General features: G+C 66.4%; 11 protein-coding genes. 9 read left to right on the top strand and 2 right to left on the bottom strand.

Annotation, left to right across the window (positions count from 1 at the left end; genetic code table 11):
- Positions 1–48 precede the first annotated feature (48 nt).
- The 5 genes from QCE48_RS02220 to aroG all read left to right on the top strand — a co-directional run bounded on the left by QCE48_RS02220 (position 49) and on the right by aroG (position 8,182).
- Positions 49–4,251, top strand: coding sequence for an AsmA-like C-terminal region-containing protein (locus QCE48_RS02220; RefSeq protein WP_309786361.1), 4,203 nt, complete (start codon positions 49–51; stop codon positions 4,249–4,251).
- 65 nt (positions 4,252–4,316) lie between these two features.
- Positions 4,317–5,150, top strand: a complete 834-nt coding sequence (locus QCE48_RS02215) for a carbon-nitrogen hydrolase family protein (protein ID WP_309786363.1) — start codon at positions 4,317–4,319, stop codon at positions 5,148–5,150.
- Between the two features lie 133 nt (positions 5,151–5,283).
- Complete coding sequence (tldD, locus tag QCE48_RS02210) at positions 5,284–6,750, top strand: metalloprotease TldD (protein WP_309786364.1); 1,467 nt, start codon at positions 5,284–5,286, stop codon at positions 6,748–6,750.
- Between the two features lie 5 nt (positions 6,751–6,755).
- Positions 6,756–6,983, top strand: coding sequence for a hypothetical protein (locus QCE48_RS02205; RefSeq protein ID WP_309786365.1), 228 nt, complete (start codon positions 6,756–6,758; stop codon positions 6,981–6,983).
- A 125-nt stretch (positions 6,984–7,108) separates the two neighbouring features.
- Positions 7,109–8,182, top strand: coding sequence for a 3-deoxy-7-phosphoheptulonate synthase AroG (gene aroG / locus QCE48_RS02200; RefSeq protein ID WP_309786366.1), 1,074 nt, complete (start codon positions 7,109–7,111; stop codon positions 8,180–8,182).
- Between the two features lie 65 nt (positions 8,183–8,247).
- On the opposite strand, the gene hmpA is transcribed toward aroG, so the two are convergent.
- The gene (hmpA, locus tag QCE48_RS02195) at positions 8,248–9,480 is read right to left on the bottom strand and encodes an NO-inducible flavohemoprotein (protein WP_404983324.1); all 1,233 of its coding nucleotides are present in this window, start codon (positions 9,478–9,480) and stop codon (positions 8,248–8,250) included.
- A gap of 70 nt (positions 9,481–9,550) precedes the next feature.
- Entirely contained in the window at positions 9,551–10,102 is a 552-nt protein-coding gene (locus QCE48_RS02190) for a cob(I)yrinic acid a,c-diamide adenosyltransferase (RefSeq protein WP_309786368.1), read from the bottom strand.
- 211 nt (positions 10,103–10,313) lie between these two features.
- On the opposite strand from QCE48_RS02190, the gene QCE48_RS02185 reads away from it, so the two are divergent.
- The 4 genes from QCE48_RS02185 to glcF all read left to right on the top strand — a co-directional run bounded on the left by QCE48_RS02185 (position 10,314) and on the right by glcF (position 15,755).
- A complete protein-coding gene (locus QCE48_RS02185; protein ID WP_309786369.1) occupies positions 10,314–11,729 on the top strand; it encodes an FAD-linked oxidase C-terminal domain-containing protein in 1,416 nt (471 codons plus the stop codon).
- 102 nt (positions 11,730–11,831) lie between these two features.
- Positions 11,832–13,325: an FAD-linked oxidase C-terminal domain-containing protein gene (locus tag QCE48_RS02180; protein ID WP_309786370.1), complete on the top strand. Its 1,494-nt coding sequence runs from the start codon at positions 11,832–11,834 to the stop codon at positions 13,323–13,325.
- Between the two features lie 96 nt (positions 13,326–13,421).
- Entirely contained in the window at positions 13,422–14,510 is a 1,089-nt protein-coding gene (glcE, locus tag QCE48_RS02175) for a glycolate oxidase subunit GlcE (RefSeq protein ID WP_309786371.1), read from the top strand.
- An 18-nt stretch (positions 14,511–14,528) separates the two neighbouring features.
- Complete coding sequence (gene glcF, locus QCE48_RS02170) at positions 14,529–15,755, top strand: glycolate oxidase subunit GlcF (RefSeq protein WP_309786372.1); 1,227 nt, start codon at positions 14,529–14,531, stop codon at positions 15,753–15,755.
- Positions 15,756–15,793: the final 38 nt, after the last annotated feature.

Raw genomic sequence — 15,793 nt, 5'->3', positions numbered from 1 at the left:
TTCCATCGTCAAACACGCAAAACTACCATATCGCAGAAACGCCGCAGCATGTCCGACAGCAAGGAATCCGTCGACCCTCTCGAAGTTGGACAAGCGAAGCCCAGCGGCACTGCCGAGCGCGCGCTTTCACGCGTCCTGAAGATCATCCTGGTGCTCGGCGTCGCGATCTATTTCGTGATCGCGGGACTCTATCTCGGGCTGCGTTACGCCGTCCTGCCGCAGATCGACGCGTTCCGGCCGCGCATCGAACAGCTCGTCTCCTCGAAGATTCACGCGCAACTGCGCATCGGCAGGCTCACGTCGCACTGGTCCGGACTGCAGCCGGTCATCGAACTCGACAACCTGCGCATCGACGCCTCCGACGGTTCGCCCGGCCTCGCCGTGCCTCACGCGAGCGCGAGCCTCTCGTGGGCCTCCGTGTTCAAGCTCGCGCCAGCGCTCTCGAACCTCACCGTCGACGGTCCCGACGTGATCGTCTCGCGCGCGACAGACGGCACGATCCGCGTCGCGGGCGTGCCGATTCCGGCACGGCGCACGAACGAAAGCGCGTTCACGACGTGGCTGCTCAAGCAGGAGCACATCGTCCTGCGCGACGGCACGCTGCGCTGGCGCGACGCCGAGCGCACGGCGCCCGAGATCGCGCTCAAGCGCCTCAAGCTCGTCGTGCTCAATGAAGGCATCCGTCACCGGCTCGCGCTCGATGCGCCCGCCGACGGCGACGTGCTGCACGGCCCGCTCGATTTACGCGCCGACTTCCGCCACCAGCCGTTCGCGGCGATCGGCGCGCCCGCGCACTGGACGGGCCGCGCGTATGTTTCGACCGGCCCCGTCGATCTGCCGACGCTCGCGCGCTACGTGAAGATGCCGTTCGAGATGTACAGCGGCCAGTTCGACAACCGCATCTGGCTCAACTTCGCAGGCGGCAAGCTGCAGACGGCGAGCGGCGACGCGTCGGGCGGCCAGATCGCGCTGCGCGTGCGGCCCACGCAGCCGCGCCTCGACCTGCCCGTCGCGCGGTTCGGCTGGGCGATCGAGCAGAACGACAACGAATACACGCTGCATCTGTCCGACCTGCGCGCGGAGTTCGGCCAGCCGCCGCTCGACGACGGCACGCAGCTCACGCGCCTGCTCGCGTTCCGCACGCTGACGGGCACGTATCGCGCGGCGTCGGCGAATCGCGGGCAGGTCTTCGGCGTGTCGGGCGACCGTGTCGACGTCGGCATCCTCGCCGAGTTCGCGCGCGCCCTGCCGCTGCCGCGCAAGGTGCTGACCGAGCTCCTGCTGTTCAATCCGCGCGGGCTCGTCGCGAATTACACGCTGCGCACGGAACGCGCGGCGCCGAAAAGCGACGAAGAAGCCGAGGAGCAGCGCGCGAAGGGCGAGGCCACGCCGCTCAAGAGCTACACGGTCAAGGCCGACCTGCAAGGCATCAGCGTGCAGGCGCAGGAGCCGCCGCCCGGCCTCACCGTGAACAATCACCCGCGCGCGGGGATTCCGGGCGTCGAGAACCTGTGGGGCAAGATCGACGCGGACCAGTCGCAAGGCTCCATCACGATCGACACGAAGAACGCGGCGCTCACCATCCCCGGCGCCTTCGACAACCCGCGCCTCACCTTCGATTCGCTTAACGGCCGCGCGTCCTGGACCATCGCCGACGCCCCCGCGCCCGGCGAGCCGCGCCGTGCTTTCACGATGCGCGTCGAGACGCTGCACGTGAAGAACGCCGACGCCGAGGGCGAAGCCACCGCCTATTACTGGAACCAGGGCCACGGGCGCGGCTCGCTCGATCTCAAGGCGAAGGTCGCGCGCCTGAAGGTGACGAGCCTCGTGCGCTATCTGCCGACGAGCCTCTCCGAACGCGTGCGCATCTATCTCGGGCACGCGTTGCAGGCGGGCATCTCGCGCGGCGGCACGATCGAAGTGCACGGCGACCTCACCCGCTTCCCCTACGCGAAATTTCCGAACGACGGCATTTTCCGCATCGAAGCGCCGTTCACGGGCGGCAAGTTCGATCCGACGCCCTTCCCGCCGCGCAAGATGAGAAACGGCCTGCCGAACATCTGGCCGGGCTTCGAGGGCATCGACGGCAAGTTCCAGCTCGCGCAGAACAAGCTGCGTTTCGACATCGACCGCGCGCACTATCGCCGCGTCGCGATCACGAAGACGAGCGGGCGCATCGAGGACACGGGCAATCGCGAGTCGCTGTTGCTGATCGACGGCAACGCGCGCGGTCCGCTCGCCGACATGCTCCAGTACGTCGACGACAGCTCGCTCGGCCTGATCGCCAAGCACGCGACGCGCAAGATCCGCGCGAGCGGCGACGCGACGCTCGCGCTCAAGCTCGGCATTCCACGCATCCGGCTGCCGAAACCGCACGTCGACTACGAAGGCTCGCTCACCTTCGCCGACAACGAAGTCGCGTATGAAAACCTGCCGCCGCTCTCGCACGTGCGCGGCCGCGCGCGCTTCGCTGAAAAAACCGTCATGCTCGACAACCTGAGCGGGCGTTTCCTCGGCGGCGAAGTGCGCGGCACAGGCGGCGTCAAGCCGGACGGCAGCTATGCACTCGATGTGAACGGGCGCATCGGCACGGACGCCGCGCAGGGGCTCAACATGCGCATCAGTCCGCAAGTCGCGCAGGTGCTCAGGCACGTGAGCGGCACGGCGCCCTACCGGATGCAGGTGCGCGGCATGAAGAGCGCGCTGCCGCGCATCGAGGCGAGTTCCGACCTGACCGGGCTCGGACTCGACTTCCCCGCGCCGTTCGCCAAGCCGCAGGGCACGCCGATGCCGTTCGCCCTGAGCTTCGAGCCCGCCGCGGGCGAAGCCGGCCGTCACGACGCGAGTCTCACGCTCGGGCCGGTTGCGGCGCACTACCTCGTGCAGCAGGTCGGGAAGACGCAGTTCAACGTCGTGCGCGGCGCGATCGGCGTGAACAAGCCGGCCGATCTGCCGTCGCAGGGCGTCGCGGCCAACATTGAACTCGACGACCTCGACGCCGACGCCTGGCGCCGGCTCTTCGCGGAACTGAGCCCGCCGCCGGCGCCAGCTACGGCGCGGGCGCCGGCGCCCAGGCCGCCGATGAGCGAGAACGTCAGGCAGTTCATCCCGACGCGCGTCGCGCTGCATCTCACGACGCTCAAGCTGCTCAACCGCCACTGGGAAAATGTCGTGATCGGCGCGAGCGAGTCCGAGCGCAAATGGCAGGCGAATATCGCGTCGAATCAGGTGTCGGGCTATGTTTCCTGGACGCCCGGCGCGACCCGCGACAGTCCCGGCGCGTTGCAGGCGCGCTTTGCGCAAGTCGTGATTCCCGAGAAGGCGGAGAACGACCTCGTCGGACAGGTGATCCGCCGACCGCCGCGCAACATGCCGACGATCGACCTGATCGTGAACGAAGTGGTCATGCGCGGCCGCACGCTCGGGCGGCTCGAAGTCGACGCGAGCAATGGCGTCGAGAACGGCATGCCGGTGTGGCAGCTCGACAAGTTCGAGTTCGCCAATCCCGACGCGACGCTCACCGCGACCGCGAACTGGCGTGCCTTGACTGCCACGGACGACGACGCCGACGACAATGCCCCGCGCCGCACCGCGCTCGATTTCAAGCTGGACGTGAAGGACGCGGGCGCGCTGCTCGATCGCTTCGGCCTGCCACGCACGGTCAACGCGGGCAAGGGCTCGATTTCGGGCAAGGCCGCCTGGAACGGCAGCCCGACGGTGCCCGACCTGCCGTCGCTCGACGGCGAACTCGCCGTCGACCTGCGCCACGGCCAGATCCTCAAGGTGAATGCGGGCGCGGCGAAACTGCTCGGCATCCTCAGCTTGCAGAGCCTCGCGCATCTCTTGACGCTCAATTTCCAGGATGTCGTCGGCAAAGGGCTGCCGTTCGAGAAGATCACCGGTACGGCGAAGATCGAGGACGGCATCGGACGCACCGACGACTTCACGATGGTGACATCGCCCGCGCGCGTCGAGCTAAAAGGGCTCGTCAATCTGCCGACGCAGTCGCAGGACCTGCACGCGCGCGTGATCCCGACCGTGAGCGCGGGCGCGGTCGCGCTCGGGGCGGCGGTCATCAATCCGCTGCTCGGCCTCGGCACGCTCGCGGCGGACCTGGTGCTGTCGAAGTCGATAGGAAAGGCGTTCGCGCGCGACTACGCGATCACCGGAACGTGGTCGAAACCGGTCATCCAACGGGTGAAGGGCGATCAGGGTAAGATCGAAACTCCTGCCGCCGCTGTCACCGACTGAGGCCGACAGCGTCGCGTTTTGTCCCCGAGAGAAGCCCCCGACGCAACCGGACACCGCAAGCAGACATGAGCGAAAGATCAAGCGAAAACCCCGCCGGGCCGTTCCGGGTCGCGGCGCTGCAGATGGTCAGCACGCCGGATCGCGAGCGCAATCTCGCCGAAGCGGGCCGGCTGATTGCCGAAGCGGCGCGCGACGGCGCGCAGATGGTGCTCCTGCCCGAATACTTCTGCTTCATGGGCTTCAAGGACACGGACAAGCTCGCCATCCGCGAAACGCCCGGCACCGGCCCGATCCAGCAATTTCTCGCCGACGCCGCGCGCGAACATCGCGTCTGGGTGATCGGTGGAACGCTGCCGCTCGAATCGCCGGAGCCCTCGCGCGTGCTGAACACGACGCTCGTCTTCGATCCCGCGGGCAACGAGGCCGCGCGTTACGACAAGATTCATCTGTTCAATTTCGAAAAGGGCGAAGAATCTTTCGACGAAGCCCGCACCATCTGTCCCGGCGGCGAAGTGCGCACCTTCGACGCGCCGTTCGGCCGCGTCGGGCTGTCCGTGTGCTACGACCTGCGTTTTCCCGAGCTGTATCGCAAAATGGGCGACTGCGCGATGATCGTCGTTCCCTCGGCGTTTACTTACACCACCGGCCGCGCGCACTGGGAAACGCTGCTCAAGGCGCGCGCTGTCGAAAACCAGTGCTATGTGCTGGCGGCGGCCCAGGGCGGCAAGCACGAGAACGGCCGCCGCACATTCGGCCACACCATCCTGATCGACCCGTGGGGCGAAACGGTCGCCGTGCGCGAGGAAGGCGCGGGCGTCGTCGCGGGCGACATCGATCCGGCCCGCATCGCGGCCGTGCGGCAGAGCCTGCCGGCGTGGCGCCATCGCGTGCTAGGCTGACGCTGTCGACGAACCCTCAGACCAGAAGACCCACGCTCCGGGCTTGAAAGCGCGCTTTTTCCCCCGCAGATAGCTCCCCAGACACCGACGCTAGAATACTCATACCCGTCACCGATACAGCCACAGGCACCGCATGAACATCATCGAACCCGGCATCCGCAATCTCGTCACCGCGAAGGACGTTCTGCTCACGCCGTATGGGCTCGACGAGGCGCTCATCACGCGCACGCTCGCCGAGATCTTCACGCACAAGGTCGACTACGCGGACCTCTACTTCCAGGCGACCCGCAGCGAGGCATGGAGTCTCGAAGAAGGCATCGTCAAGTCGGGCAGCTTCAGCATCGACCAGGGCGTCGGCGTGCGCGCCGTGTCGGGTGACCGCACGGCCTTCGCCTACTCCGACGACCTGTCGCCCGACGCGATCCGCCAGGCGGCCCACGCCACCCGCGCGATCGCGAAGGCAGGCGGCGGCAAGCACAAGATCAAGTCGGCGAGTTCGCTGACGGGCGTCTCCGGCCGCGACCTCTACTTGCCCGCCGACCCGCTCCATTCGCTCGACGCCGCCGCGAAAGTGAAGTTGCTGGAGCGCGTCGAACAGATGGCGCGCGGCCGCGATCCGCGCATCACGCAAGTGATGGCGGGCCTTGCCGGCGAATACGACGTCGTGCTGGTCGCGCGCAGCGACGGCGCGCTCGCCGCCGACGTGCGCCCGCTGGTGCGCGTGTCCGTCACGGTGATCGCCGAGCAGGACGGACGCCGCGAGATCGGCAGCGGCGGCGGCGGCGGACGCTTCGACTACGGCTATTTCACCGATGCGGTTTTGTCGAAATACGTCGACGACGCCGTGCATGCCGCGCTCGTCAACCTCGAAGCGCGCCCCGCTCCGGCCGGCGCGATGACCGTCGTGCTCGGGCCAGGCTGGCCGGGCGTGCTCTTGCACGAGGCGATCGGCCACGGGCTCGAAGGCGACTTCAACCGCAAGGGATCGTCGGCGTTCGCGGGACGCATCGGCGAGCAGGTGGCGGCCAAGGGCGTGACGGTCGTCGACGACGGCACGCTGCCGAATCGCCGCGGCTCGCTCAATATCGACGACGAAGGCAACCCGACGCAGTGCACGACGCTGATCGAGGACGGCATCCTCAAGGGCTACATCCAGGATTCGCTGAACGCGCGCCTGATGAAGATGCCGGTGACGGGCAACGCGCGCCGCGAATCCTACGCCGCGCTGCCGATGCCGCGCATGACCAACACCTACATGCTCAACGGCGACAAGGACCCGGGCGAGATTCTCGCGTCGGTGAAGAACGGCCTCTACGCGGTGAACTTCGGCGGCGGCCAGGTCGACATCACCAACGGCAAGTTCGTGTTCTCCGCCTCCGAGGCGTACATGATCGAAAACGGCAAGATCAGCTACCCGGTCAAGGGCGCGACGCTGATCGGCAGCGGCCCGGAATCGCTCAAGTACGTGACGATGATCGGCAACGACATGGCGCTCGATTCGGGCGTCGGCGTGTGCGGCAAGGAAGGCCAGAGCGTGCCGGTCGGCGTCGGCCAGCCGACGCTGCGCATCGAAAAGATGACGGTGGGCGGCACGGTCTGACGCGCGTGCATCATGCGGTTTTACCGCATGATGCACGCTCGTTTCATGCGATTTTGAACGACCGCGTGCGGATTCGCCGCGTTTTGACGCTCGATGGCTTGCCAGTCGAGCATTCCAGAGGTTATAAAGGCAGTCACCTGTTTTTCACGACACCCATTCGAACCGCCATGTCCGCCAAGTTTTATTTTTATTTCTTTTGGCATCTCAAGCCGCTGGCGGATCGAGAGGGGTGAGTCGTAGGTACGCAGAACCCGAAATTCCCGAAAAACCGCCAGCCGAGTCTGGCGGTTTTTTTTCGCCCCGGCCCGGCACAAGCACTCAAGAAATCGACGCTAACGAGCGTTCCTGGAGAACCGTAATGCCCCCGCATAACACCGACGACGTCCGTATCCGCGAATTGAAAGAACTGACCCCGCCCGCGCACCTGATCCGCGAATTCGCTCTCGGCGAGCCCGTATCGGAGCTGATCTACACCGCCCGGCAGTCGATGCACCGCATCCTGCACGGCATGGACGACCGCCTGATCGTCATCATCGGGCCGTGCTCGATCCACGATCCGAAGGCGGCGCTGGAATATGCGGGCCGGCTCGTCGAGCAACGCAAGCGCTTCGCCGGCGAACTGGAAATCGTGATGCGCGTGTACTTCGAAAAGCCGCGCACGACGGTCGGCTGGAAAGGCCTCATCAACGATCCGCATCTCGACAACAGCTTCAAGATCAACGACGGTCTGCGCGCCGCGCGCGAATTGCTCTTGAACATCAACGAGATGGGCCTGCCCGCGGGCACCGAATACCTCGACATGATCAGCCCGCAGTACATCGCCGACCTGATCTCGTGGGGCGCGATCGGCGCGCGCACGACGGAATCGCAAGTGCATCGCGAGCTAGCGTCGGGGCTGTCGTGCCCGGTCGGCTTCAAGAACGGCACGGACGGCAACGTGAAGATCGCCGTCGATGCGATCAAGGCCGCGTCGCAGCCGCACCATTTCCTCTCGGTGACGAAGGGCGGCCATTCGGCGATCGTCTCGACGGCCGGCAACGAGGACTGCCACATCATCCTGCGCGGCGGCAAGACGCCGAACTACGACGCGGCGAGCGTCGATGCCGCCTGCAGCGACATCGGGAAGGCCGGACTGGCGGCGCGCCTGATGATCGACGCGAGCCACGCGAACAGCTCGAAGAAGCACGAGAACCAGATTCCGGTGTGCGCGGACATCGGGCGGCAGATGGCGGCGGGCGACGAGCGGATCGTCGGCGTGATGGTGGAATCGCACCTCGTCGCCGGGCGGCAGGATCTGAAGGAAGGCTGCGAGCTGACCTACGGGCAGAGCATCACCGATGCGTGCATCGGCTGGGAGGAAAGCGTGAGGGTGCTCGAAGGTCTGGCGCAAAGCGTGAAAGAGCGGCGCGTCGTGCGCGGCGGAGGGAACTGAGCGCGTCAGCACTCGCGATGCAAAAGGGCTGCGACATTCGCAGCCCTTTTGTCATTTGAGGCGCGTCAGTCGAGCATGCCCGAGCCGAAGATCTCGGTATGAATGCGCTCGGCGCGAATGCCCGCCGCGTGCAGCGCCGCGACCTGCTCGCGCATGAACGCGAGCGGGCCGCAGACGTAATAGTCGGCGTCCGGCAAGAGCGCGAGGCTCACGAACTTCGCCCACGCCATGCGCCCGTCGAAATCGAAATCCACGCCTTGACGGTCGGCCGCACGCGGCGACTCGTAGAACACCGTCCGCGAGACGCTCGGATGCCGCGCGACGATCTCCTTCAGCCAGTGTTTGAACGCGTGCACGCCGCCGTGCCGGCACGCATGCACGAACGCCACCTGCCGCGCGCTGCCCTCGCCAGTGAGCGACGCCAGCATCGACACCATCGGCGTGATGCCGACACCGGCGCTCATCAGCACGACAGGCGTCGTCTTCGAACGATCCAGCGAGAATTCGCCCATCGGCGCGCTCACCTCGACGATCGAGCCGGCGACGACATCGTCGTGCAGACCGTTCGAGACATGTCCGGCGGGCCGTTCGGCCGGCTGCTCGCGCTTCACCGAAATGCGCAGCCACTCGCCGTTCGGGGCGTCGGAGAGCGAATACTGGCGCGGCTGATCGACACCGACCGCCTGCACGAAGCGCTTCACGCTCACGTACTGGCCGGGCGCGAAATCGCAGACCTTGCCGCCGTCGGACGGCTTCAGATAGAACGACGTGATTTCGTCGCTTTCCATTTCCTTGCGCACGACGACGAACGGCCGGAAGCCGCTCCACGGCGCGCCGTCATAGAGCTTTTGCTCCGCGCCGATCAGGATGTTGGCAAGCTGGCCGTAGGCGGCGGCCCAGGCGTCGAGCGTCGGCTGGTCGGCGGCGTCGCCGAGCACTTCGGAAATCGCCGCGAGCAGATTTTCGCCGACGATCGGGTAATGCTCCGCGCGGATGTTCAGGCTCGCGTGCTTGTGCGCGATATGCGCGACGGCGCCGCCGAGCGCCCCGAGATTGTCGATGTTGGCCGCGTAAGCGTAGACCGCGCGCGCGAGCGCTTCGGGCTGGCTGCCGCTTTGCTGGTGCGCCTGGTTGAATACGTTCTTCAACTCGGGATGGTTGGCGAACATCCGCTTGTAGAAGTGCTTCGTGATGGTCGTGCCGTATTCGGCGAGAACCGGAGCCGTGGCCTTGACGCGGGCGATCTGGTCGGCGGTCAGCGTGGTCATGCGTGCAATCTCCTTAAAAGATGCGCTGATGCTACATCTTTTAATCAGGCGCTGATTGCGCGATCTTGTCGCAGCTGCACACCGCCGGCCGGCTCATTGCCTACTTGCGCCGCTCGTGCTCCCACAGCACATCGGTGCCGCCATCCACGCGATTCATCACGCGCGCGAAGACGAACAGCAGGTCCGACAGCCGGTTTACGTACTGCCGCGGCGCGTCGTTGACCGTCTCGACGCGCCCGAGCGCCACGATCGCGCGCTCTGCCCGCCGGCACACCGTGCGCGCGACATGCAGGAGCGCCGCCGCGCGCGAGCCGCCCGGCAGGATGAATTCCTTCAGCGGCGGCAGCGTCGCGTTGTAGTCGACGAGCCATTCGTCGAGCCGCGCGAGATGCGTTTCCTCGATCATCGAATGCCCCGGGATGCACAGCTCGCCGCCGAGATCGAAGAGATCGTGCTGAATATCGACGAGCGCCGCGCGCACGTTGCCCGGCAGCGGCTCGCACAGCAAGACGCCGAGCTGCGAATTCAGCTCGTCGACGTCGCCGATCGCCGCGATCCGCGCGTCGTCCTTCTGCACGCGGCTGCCGTCGCCGAGACCGGTCGTGCCGTCGTCGCCGGCGCGCGTCGCTATCTTGCTCAGGCGGTGGCCCATCGCTTCTCTCCGATCATCGTGAATGCGCGGTCCATTATAGGTGCCGCGCGAGGGGCGGCGGGCGAGGGTGTATCGGCGTAAAATGGTCGGAAAATATCCTTTAGGCGCCCAGGCGTTTGTCGAACGTGCGCCGGCGCCGTACGCGAATAAAAAGCATCGCCCAATAACAGGGCCGCCACGCCACGCGCGGCCGCCGTCCGGAGACAACAACGTGAATCACCCCGTACCGCCACTGGCCGTCCGTCGCCCGTTCCCCGCCGCGCTCTTCGATGCGCTCAAGTCCCGCTTCGGCGAGCGCGCAACCAGCGCCCACGCCGTGCTTGAACATCATGGCCGCGACGAATCCCCGTTCGACCCGCAATTGCCCGATGCCGTCGTCTACGCGCGCAGCACGGAAGAAGTGCAGTCGATCGTGACGCTCTGCGGGCAATACGACGTGCCGATCATCCCCTACGGCAACGGCTCGTCGCTCGAAGGCCATCTGCTCGCGGTGCAAGGCGGCGTGTCGATCGACCTGTCGGAAATGAACCAGGTTCTTTCGATCAACGCCGAAGACCTGACCGTCACCGTGCAGCCGGGCATCTCGCGCAAGCAGTTGAACGAAGCGCTGCGCGATACCGGCCTCTTCTTCCCGATCGACCCGGGCGCGGACGCGAGCATCGGCGGCATGGCCGCGACGCGCGCGTCGGGCACCAACGCCGTGCGCTACGGCACGATGCGCGAGAACGTGCTCGCGCTCACCGTCGTGCTCGCCGACGGCCGCGTCATCAAGACCGGCACGCGGGCGCGCAAATCGTCGGCGGGATACGACCTCACGCGTCTTTTCGTCGGCTCGGAAGGCACGCTCGGCGTGATCACCGAAATCACCGTGCGCCTTTATCCGCAGCCGGAAGCGGTGTCGGCGGCCGTGTGCGCGTTTCCGTCGATGGGCGATGCGGTGCGCGCCGTCATCGAAACCATTCAGATGGGCGTGCCCATCGCGCGCGTCGAGTTCCTCGATTCGCTCGCCGTGCGCGCGATCAACCGTCATTCGAACCTCACCTTCCGCGAATCGCCGATGCTGTTCTTCGAATTCCACGGCTCGGAGGCGGGCGTCGCGGAACAAGCGGGCATTGTGCAGGACATCGTCGCGCAGAATTCGGGCGCGGACTTCGAATGGGCGACGCGTCCCGAAGACCGCAGCCGTCTCTGGAACGCGCGCCACAACGCCTACTTCGCGATGCTGCAACTGAAGCCCGGCTGCCGCGCGGTAACGACCGACGTCTGCGTGCCGATTTCGCGGCTCGCCGAATGCGTGGTGGAGACGGAGCAGGATCTGTTGAAGTCGTCGCTGCCCTGTCCGATCGTCGGGCACGTGGGCGACGGCAATTTCCACGTCGCGATGCTGCTCGATCCGGCGAAACCGGAAGAGATCGAGGAAGCCGAGGCGATCAATCACCGCATCGTGCAGCGCGCGCTGCGCATGGGCGGAACCTGCACGGGCGAGCACGGCGTCGGGCTGCACAAGATCGGCTTTCTCGTCGAGGAGCACGGCGAGGACGCGATCGGCGTGATGCGCGCCATCAAGCAGTCGCTCGATCCGAAAAACCTGATGAATCCCGGCAAGATCTTTTCCTTCGCGGCATAGGGGCGTGGCCTTCAGCCGCAGACGCGCCGCAACGCGCATGACGGGCCGGCGAGCGGCATCACTGGCACCGGCCCGATTCGAAATCAAGCGCCTGGAGGAGACATGAACGCACCCACCGAGCTCACGCCGGATGTGCTGGAACAGCGCCAGCGCGAAGTCGTTCAGGCGCTGATGGCCGTGCTTCCCACGCATTGCCTGCTGTTTCGCGACGAAGACACCGCCGCCTACGAGTGCGACGGTCTCGCCGCGTATCGCCGGCTGCCGCTCGCGGTCGCATTGCCGGAGACCGAGGCGCAGGTCCAGCGCGTCGTGCAGATCTGTCATCGCCTCGACGTGCCGATCGTCCCCCGCGGCGCGGGCACGGGCCTCTCCGGCGGCGCGATGCCGATCCGTCACGGCATCGTGCTGTCGCTCGCGCGCTTCCGGAAGATCGTCGAAGTCGATCCGTATGCGCGCACCGCGACCGTCCAGCCGGGCGTGCGCAACATTTCGATCTCGGAAGCCGCCGCGCCCTATGGCCTCTACTACGCGCCCGATCCGTCGTCGCAGATCGCGTGCACGATCGGCGGCAACGTCTCCGAGAATTCGGGCGGCGTGCATTGCTTGAAGTACGGCCTCACCGTCCACAACGTCCTGCGCGTGCGCGCGGTGACGATGGAAGGCGATGTCGTCGAGTTCGGCTCGCTCGGGCCGGATGCGCCGGGGCTCGATCTGCTCGCGGTGCTGATCGGCAGCGAAGGCATGTTCGCGATCGTCACCGAAATCACCGTCAAGCTGATCCCGAAGCCGCAGACCGCGCAAGTCATCATGGCAAGCTTCGACGATGTCGTGAAAGGCGGCAACGCGGTCGCGGCGATCATCGCGGCGGGCATCATCCCCGCCGGCCTGGAGATGATGGACAAGCCCGCGACGCGCGCCGTCGAGGAATTCGTGAACGCGGGCTACGACCTCGACGCCGCCGCGATCCTGCTCTGCGAATCCGACGGCACCTACGACGAAGTCGCGGAAGAGATCGTCCGGATGACGGCGGTGCTGCGCGAACATGGCGCGTCGCGCATCCAGATCTCGCGCTCCGAAGCCGAGCGGCTCAAGTTCTGGTCGGGGCGCAAGAACGCGTTTCCGGCGGCGGGCCGCATCTCGCCGGACTACTACTGCATGGACGGCACCGTGCCGCGCCGCGCGATCGGGCCGCTGCTCGCGCGCATCGAGGAGATGGAGAAGAAGTACGCTCTACGGTGCATCAACGTGTTCCATGCCGGCGACGGCAACATGCACCCGCTCATTCTCTTCAACGGCAACGACCTCGACGAATGGCACCGCGCCGAGGCATTCGGTTCCGACATCCTGGAGACGTGCGTCGAACTGGGCGGCACGGTGACGGGCGAGCATGGCGTCGGCATCGAGAAGATCAATTCGATGTGCGTGCAATTTTCGCCGGAAGAACGCGACGCGTTCCACGCGGTCAAGCGCGCGTTCGACCCGCCCGGTCTGCTCAATCCCGACAAGGGCATTCCAACCCGCGCGCGCTGCGCGGAGTACGGCAAGATGCACATTCGCGGCGGACTGCTGCCGCATCCGGAGATTCCACGCTTCTGACGGGATGCCGCCACGCTGCTATCCACGTTTCACCCGAGGCGTCGGGGCTGAACCGGCCGGTACAATCGATCGACGAGCCACGAGAAGCAGGACACCATGGAACACGACGACATCGTCGCCGGCTGGTCGGAACAGATTCGCCATGCCACCGGAACCGGGACGCCGCTTCGCATCCGCGGCGGCGGCACGAAGGACTGGTACGGTCAGACGCTGCAAGGTGAGGTTCTCGAAACGCGTGCGCATCGCGGCATCATCGCCTACGACCCGGCCGAACTCGTCATGACCGTGAAGGCCGGCACGCCGCTTGAAACAGTCGAAGCAGCGCTGCTCGAATGTGACCAGATGCTGCCGTTCGAGCCGCCGCACTTCGGGCGCGACGCGACCATCGGCGGCTGCATCGCGGCGGGCATCGCGGGCCCGCGCCGCGCGTGGACCGGCGCCCCGCGCGACTTCGTGCTCGGCGCGGTCGTGATGAACGGGCACGGGCAGGTGCTGCATTTCGGCGGTCAAGTGGTGAAGAACGTCGCGGGCTACGACGTCTCGCGCCTCCTCGCCGGTTCGCTCGGCACACTCGGGCTGATCCTCGAACTGTCGATCAAGGTGCTGCCGCGGCCGGTCGCCGAAGCCACGCTCAAGTTCGACATGCACGCGACCGACGGCGTGCGCAAGCTCAACGAATGGGGCGGTCATCCGTTGCCGATCACCGGCAGCGCCTGGCGCGACGGCACGCTCGCGCTGCGGCTCGCGGGCGCGGAGGCGGCGGTGAAGTCGGCGCGCACGTCGCTCGGCGGCGAAGTCGTCGATGCGGTGGAGGCCGATCGCTTCTGGATCGGCCTGCGCGAGCAGACCGATCCGTTCTTCGCCGTGATCGAGCCGAAGTCGGCGCTCTGGCGTCTCGCGCTGCCGTCGATCGCCGAGCCGCTGCATCTGCCGGGCGCGCAACTGATGGAATGGGGCGGCTCGCAGCGCTGGTGGATCACCGACACCGATCCGCAGACCGTGCGCATCAGCGCAAAGCAGGCCGGCGGCCACGCGACGATCTTCCGCGCGGGCAGCGCCTACGATCGCAACGCGGGCGTCTTCACGCCGCTGCCCGCGCCGCTGATGAAGATACATCGCGGCCTGAAAGCCGCTTTCGATCCCGCGCGCATCTTCAATCGCGGCCGTCTCTATCCCGACTTCTGAGCCGACGAACCCCAAGCGATGCAAACCAATCTCGCCGATTTCATCCGCGATACGCCCGATGGCGACGAAGCCGATGCCATCCTGCGAAAGTGCGTTCACTGCGGCTTCTGCACGGCGACCTGTCCGACCTATCAACTGCTCGGCGACGAACTCGACGGCCCGCGCGGACGCATCTACCTGATGAAGCAGATGTTCGAAGGCGCGCCCGTCACGCGCAGCACGCAACTGCATCTGGATCGCTGCCTCACCTGCCGCAATTGCGAGAGCACGTGCCCGTCGGGCGTGCAGTACGGACGGCTCGTCGAGATCGGGCGCAAGGTGGTCGAGGAGAAGGTCGAACGGCCGCTCAGGCAGCGCGTGCAACGCAAGCTGCTCGCGAACTTCCTGCCGAACAGCACGCTCTTCACGCCCGCGATGAAGCTCGGACAGCAGTTCCGGCCGCTGCTTTCGCGCAAGCTGCGCGCGAAGATTCCGCAGGCCGAGCGGCCGCTCGCGATCCCCACGCGCAAGCACGAGCGCAAGATGCTGATGCTGTCGGGCTGCGTGCAACCCGCGATGATGCCGAACGTGAACACGGCGACGATGCGCGTCTTCGATGCGCTCGACATCGAGATCGTCACGGCGCCCGATGCCGGCTGCTGCGGTGCGATCCGCCTGCATCTCGGCTACAACGACGACGCGCTCGACGATGTGCGCAACAACATCGACGCGTGGTGGCCGTATATCGAGAACGGCGTCGAGGCGATCGTGATGAACGCGTCGGGCTGCGGCGCCACGGTGAAGGAATACGCGCACCTGATGCGCAACGACCCGGCATACGCGGAGAAGGCGCGGCGCATCGTCGACCTTACGCGCGATCTCGCCGAAATCCTGCCGCTTTACGCGGAACAACTCTTGACGCTCGCGCGCCGCCGCGGTGTCCATACGGTCGCGTTCCATCCGCCCTGCACGCTGCAACACGGCCAGCAGATTCGCGGACACGTCGAGCAATTGCTGACCTCGCTCGGCCTCGAAGTGCGCCTGCCCGTCGACAGCCATCTCTGTTGCGGGTCGGCCGGCACGTATTCCGTGCTGCAGCCGAAGCTCTCGTACCAGCTTCGCGACCAGAAGCTCGACAAGCTCGACAAGCTGGAGACGCAACTGATCGTATCGGCGAATGTCGGGTGCATCGCGCATTTGCAGAGCGGCACGTCGACGCCCGTCACGCACTGGATTCAACTGCTCGAACATCTGCTTTACGGGTGAGGTCGCGCGCCGGGCGTTCCGTATAATCGACGCTTTGC

It is taken from the genome of Caballeronia sp. LZ024 (assembly GCF_031451455.1).
Lineage (GTDB): Bacteria > Pseudomonadota > Gammaproteobacteria > Burkholderiales > Burkholderiaceae > Caballeronia > Caballeronia telluris.
Note: the sequence above shows the minus strand (reverse complement) of the source record. Positions and strands in the feature narration are given on the sequence as shown.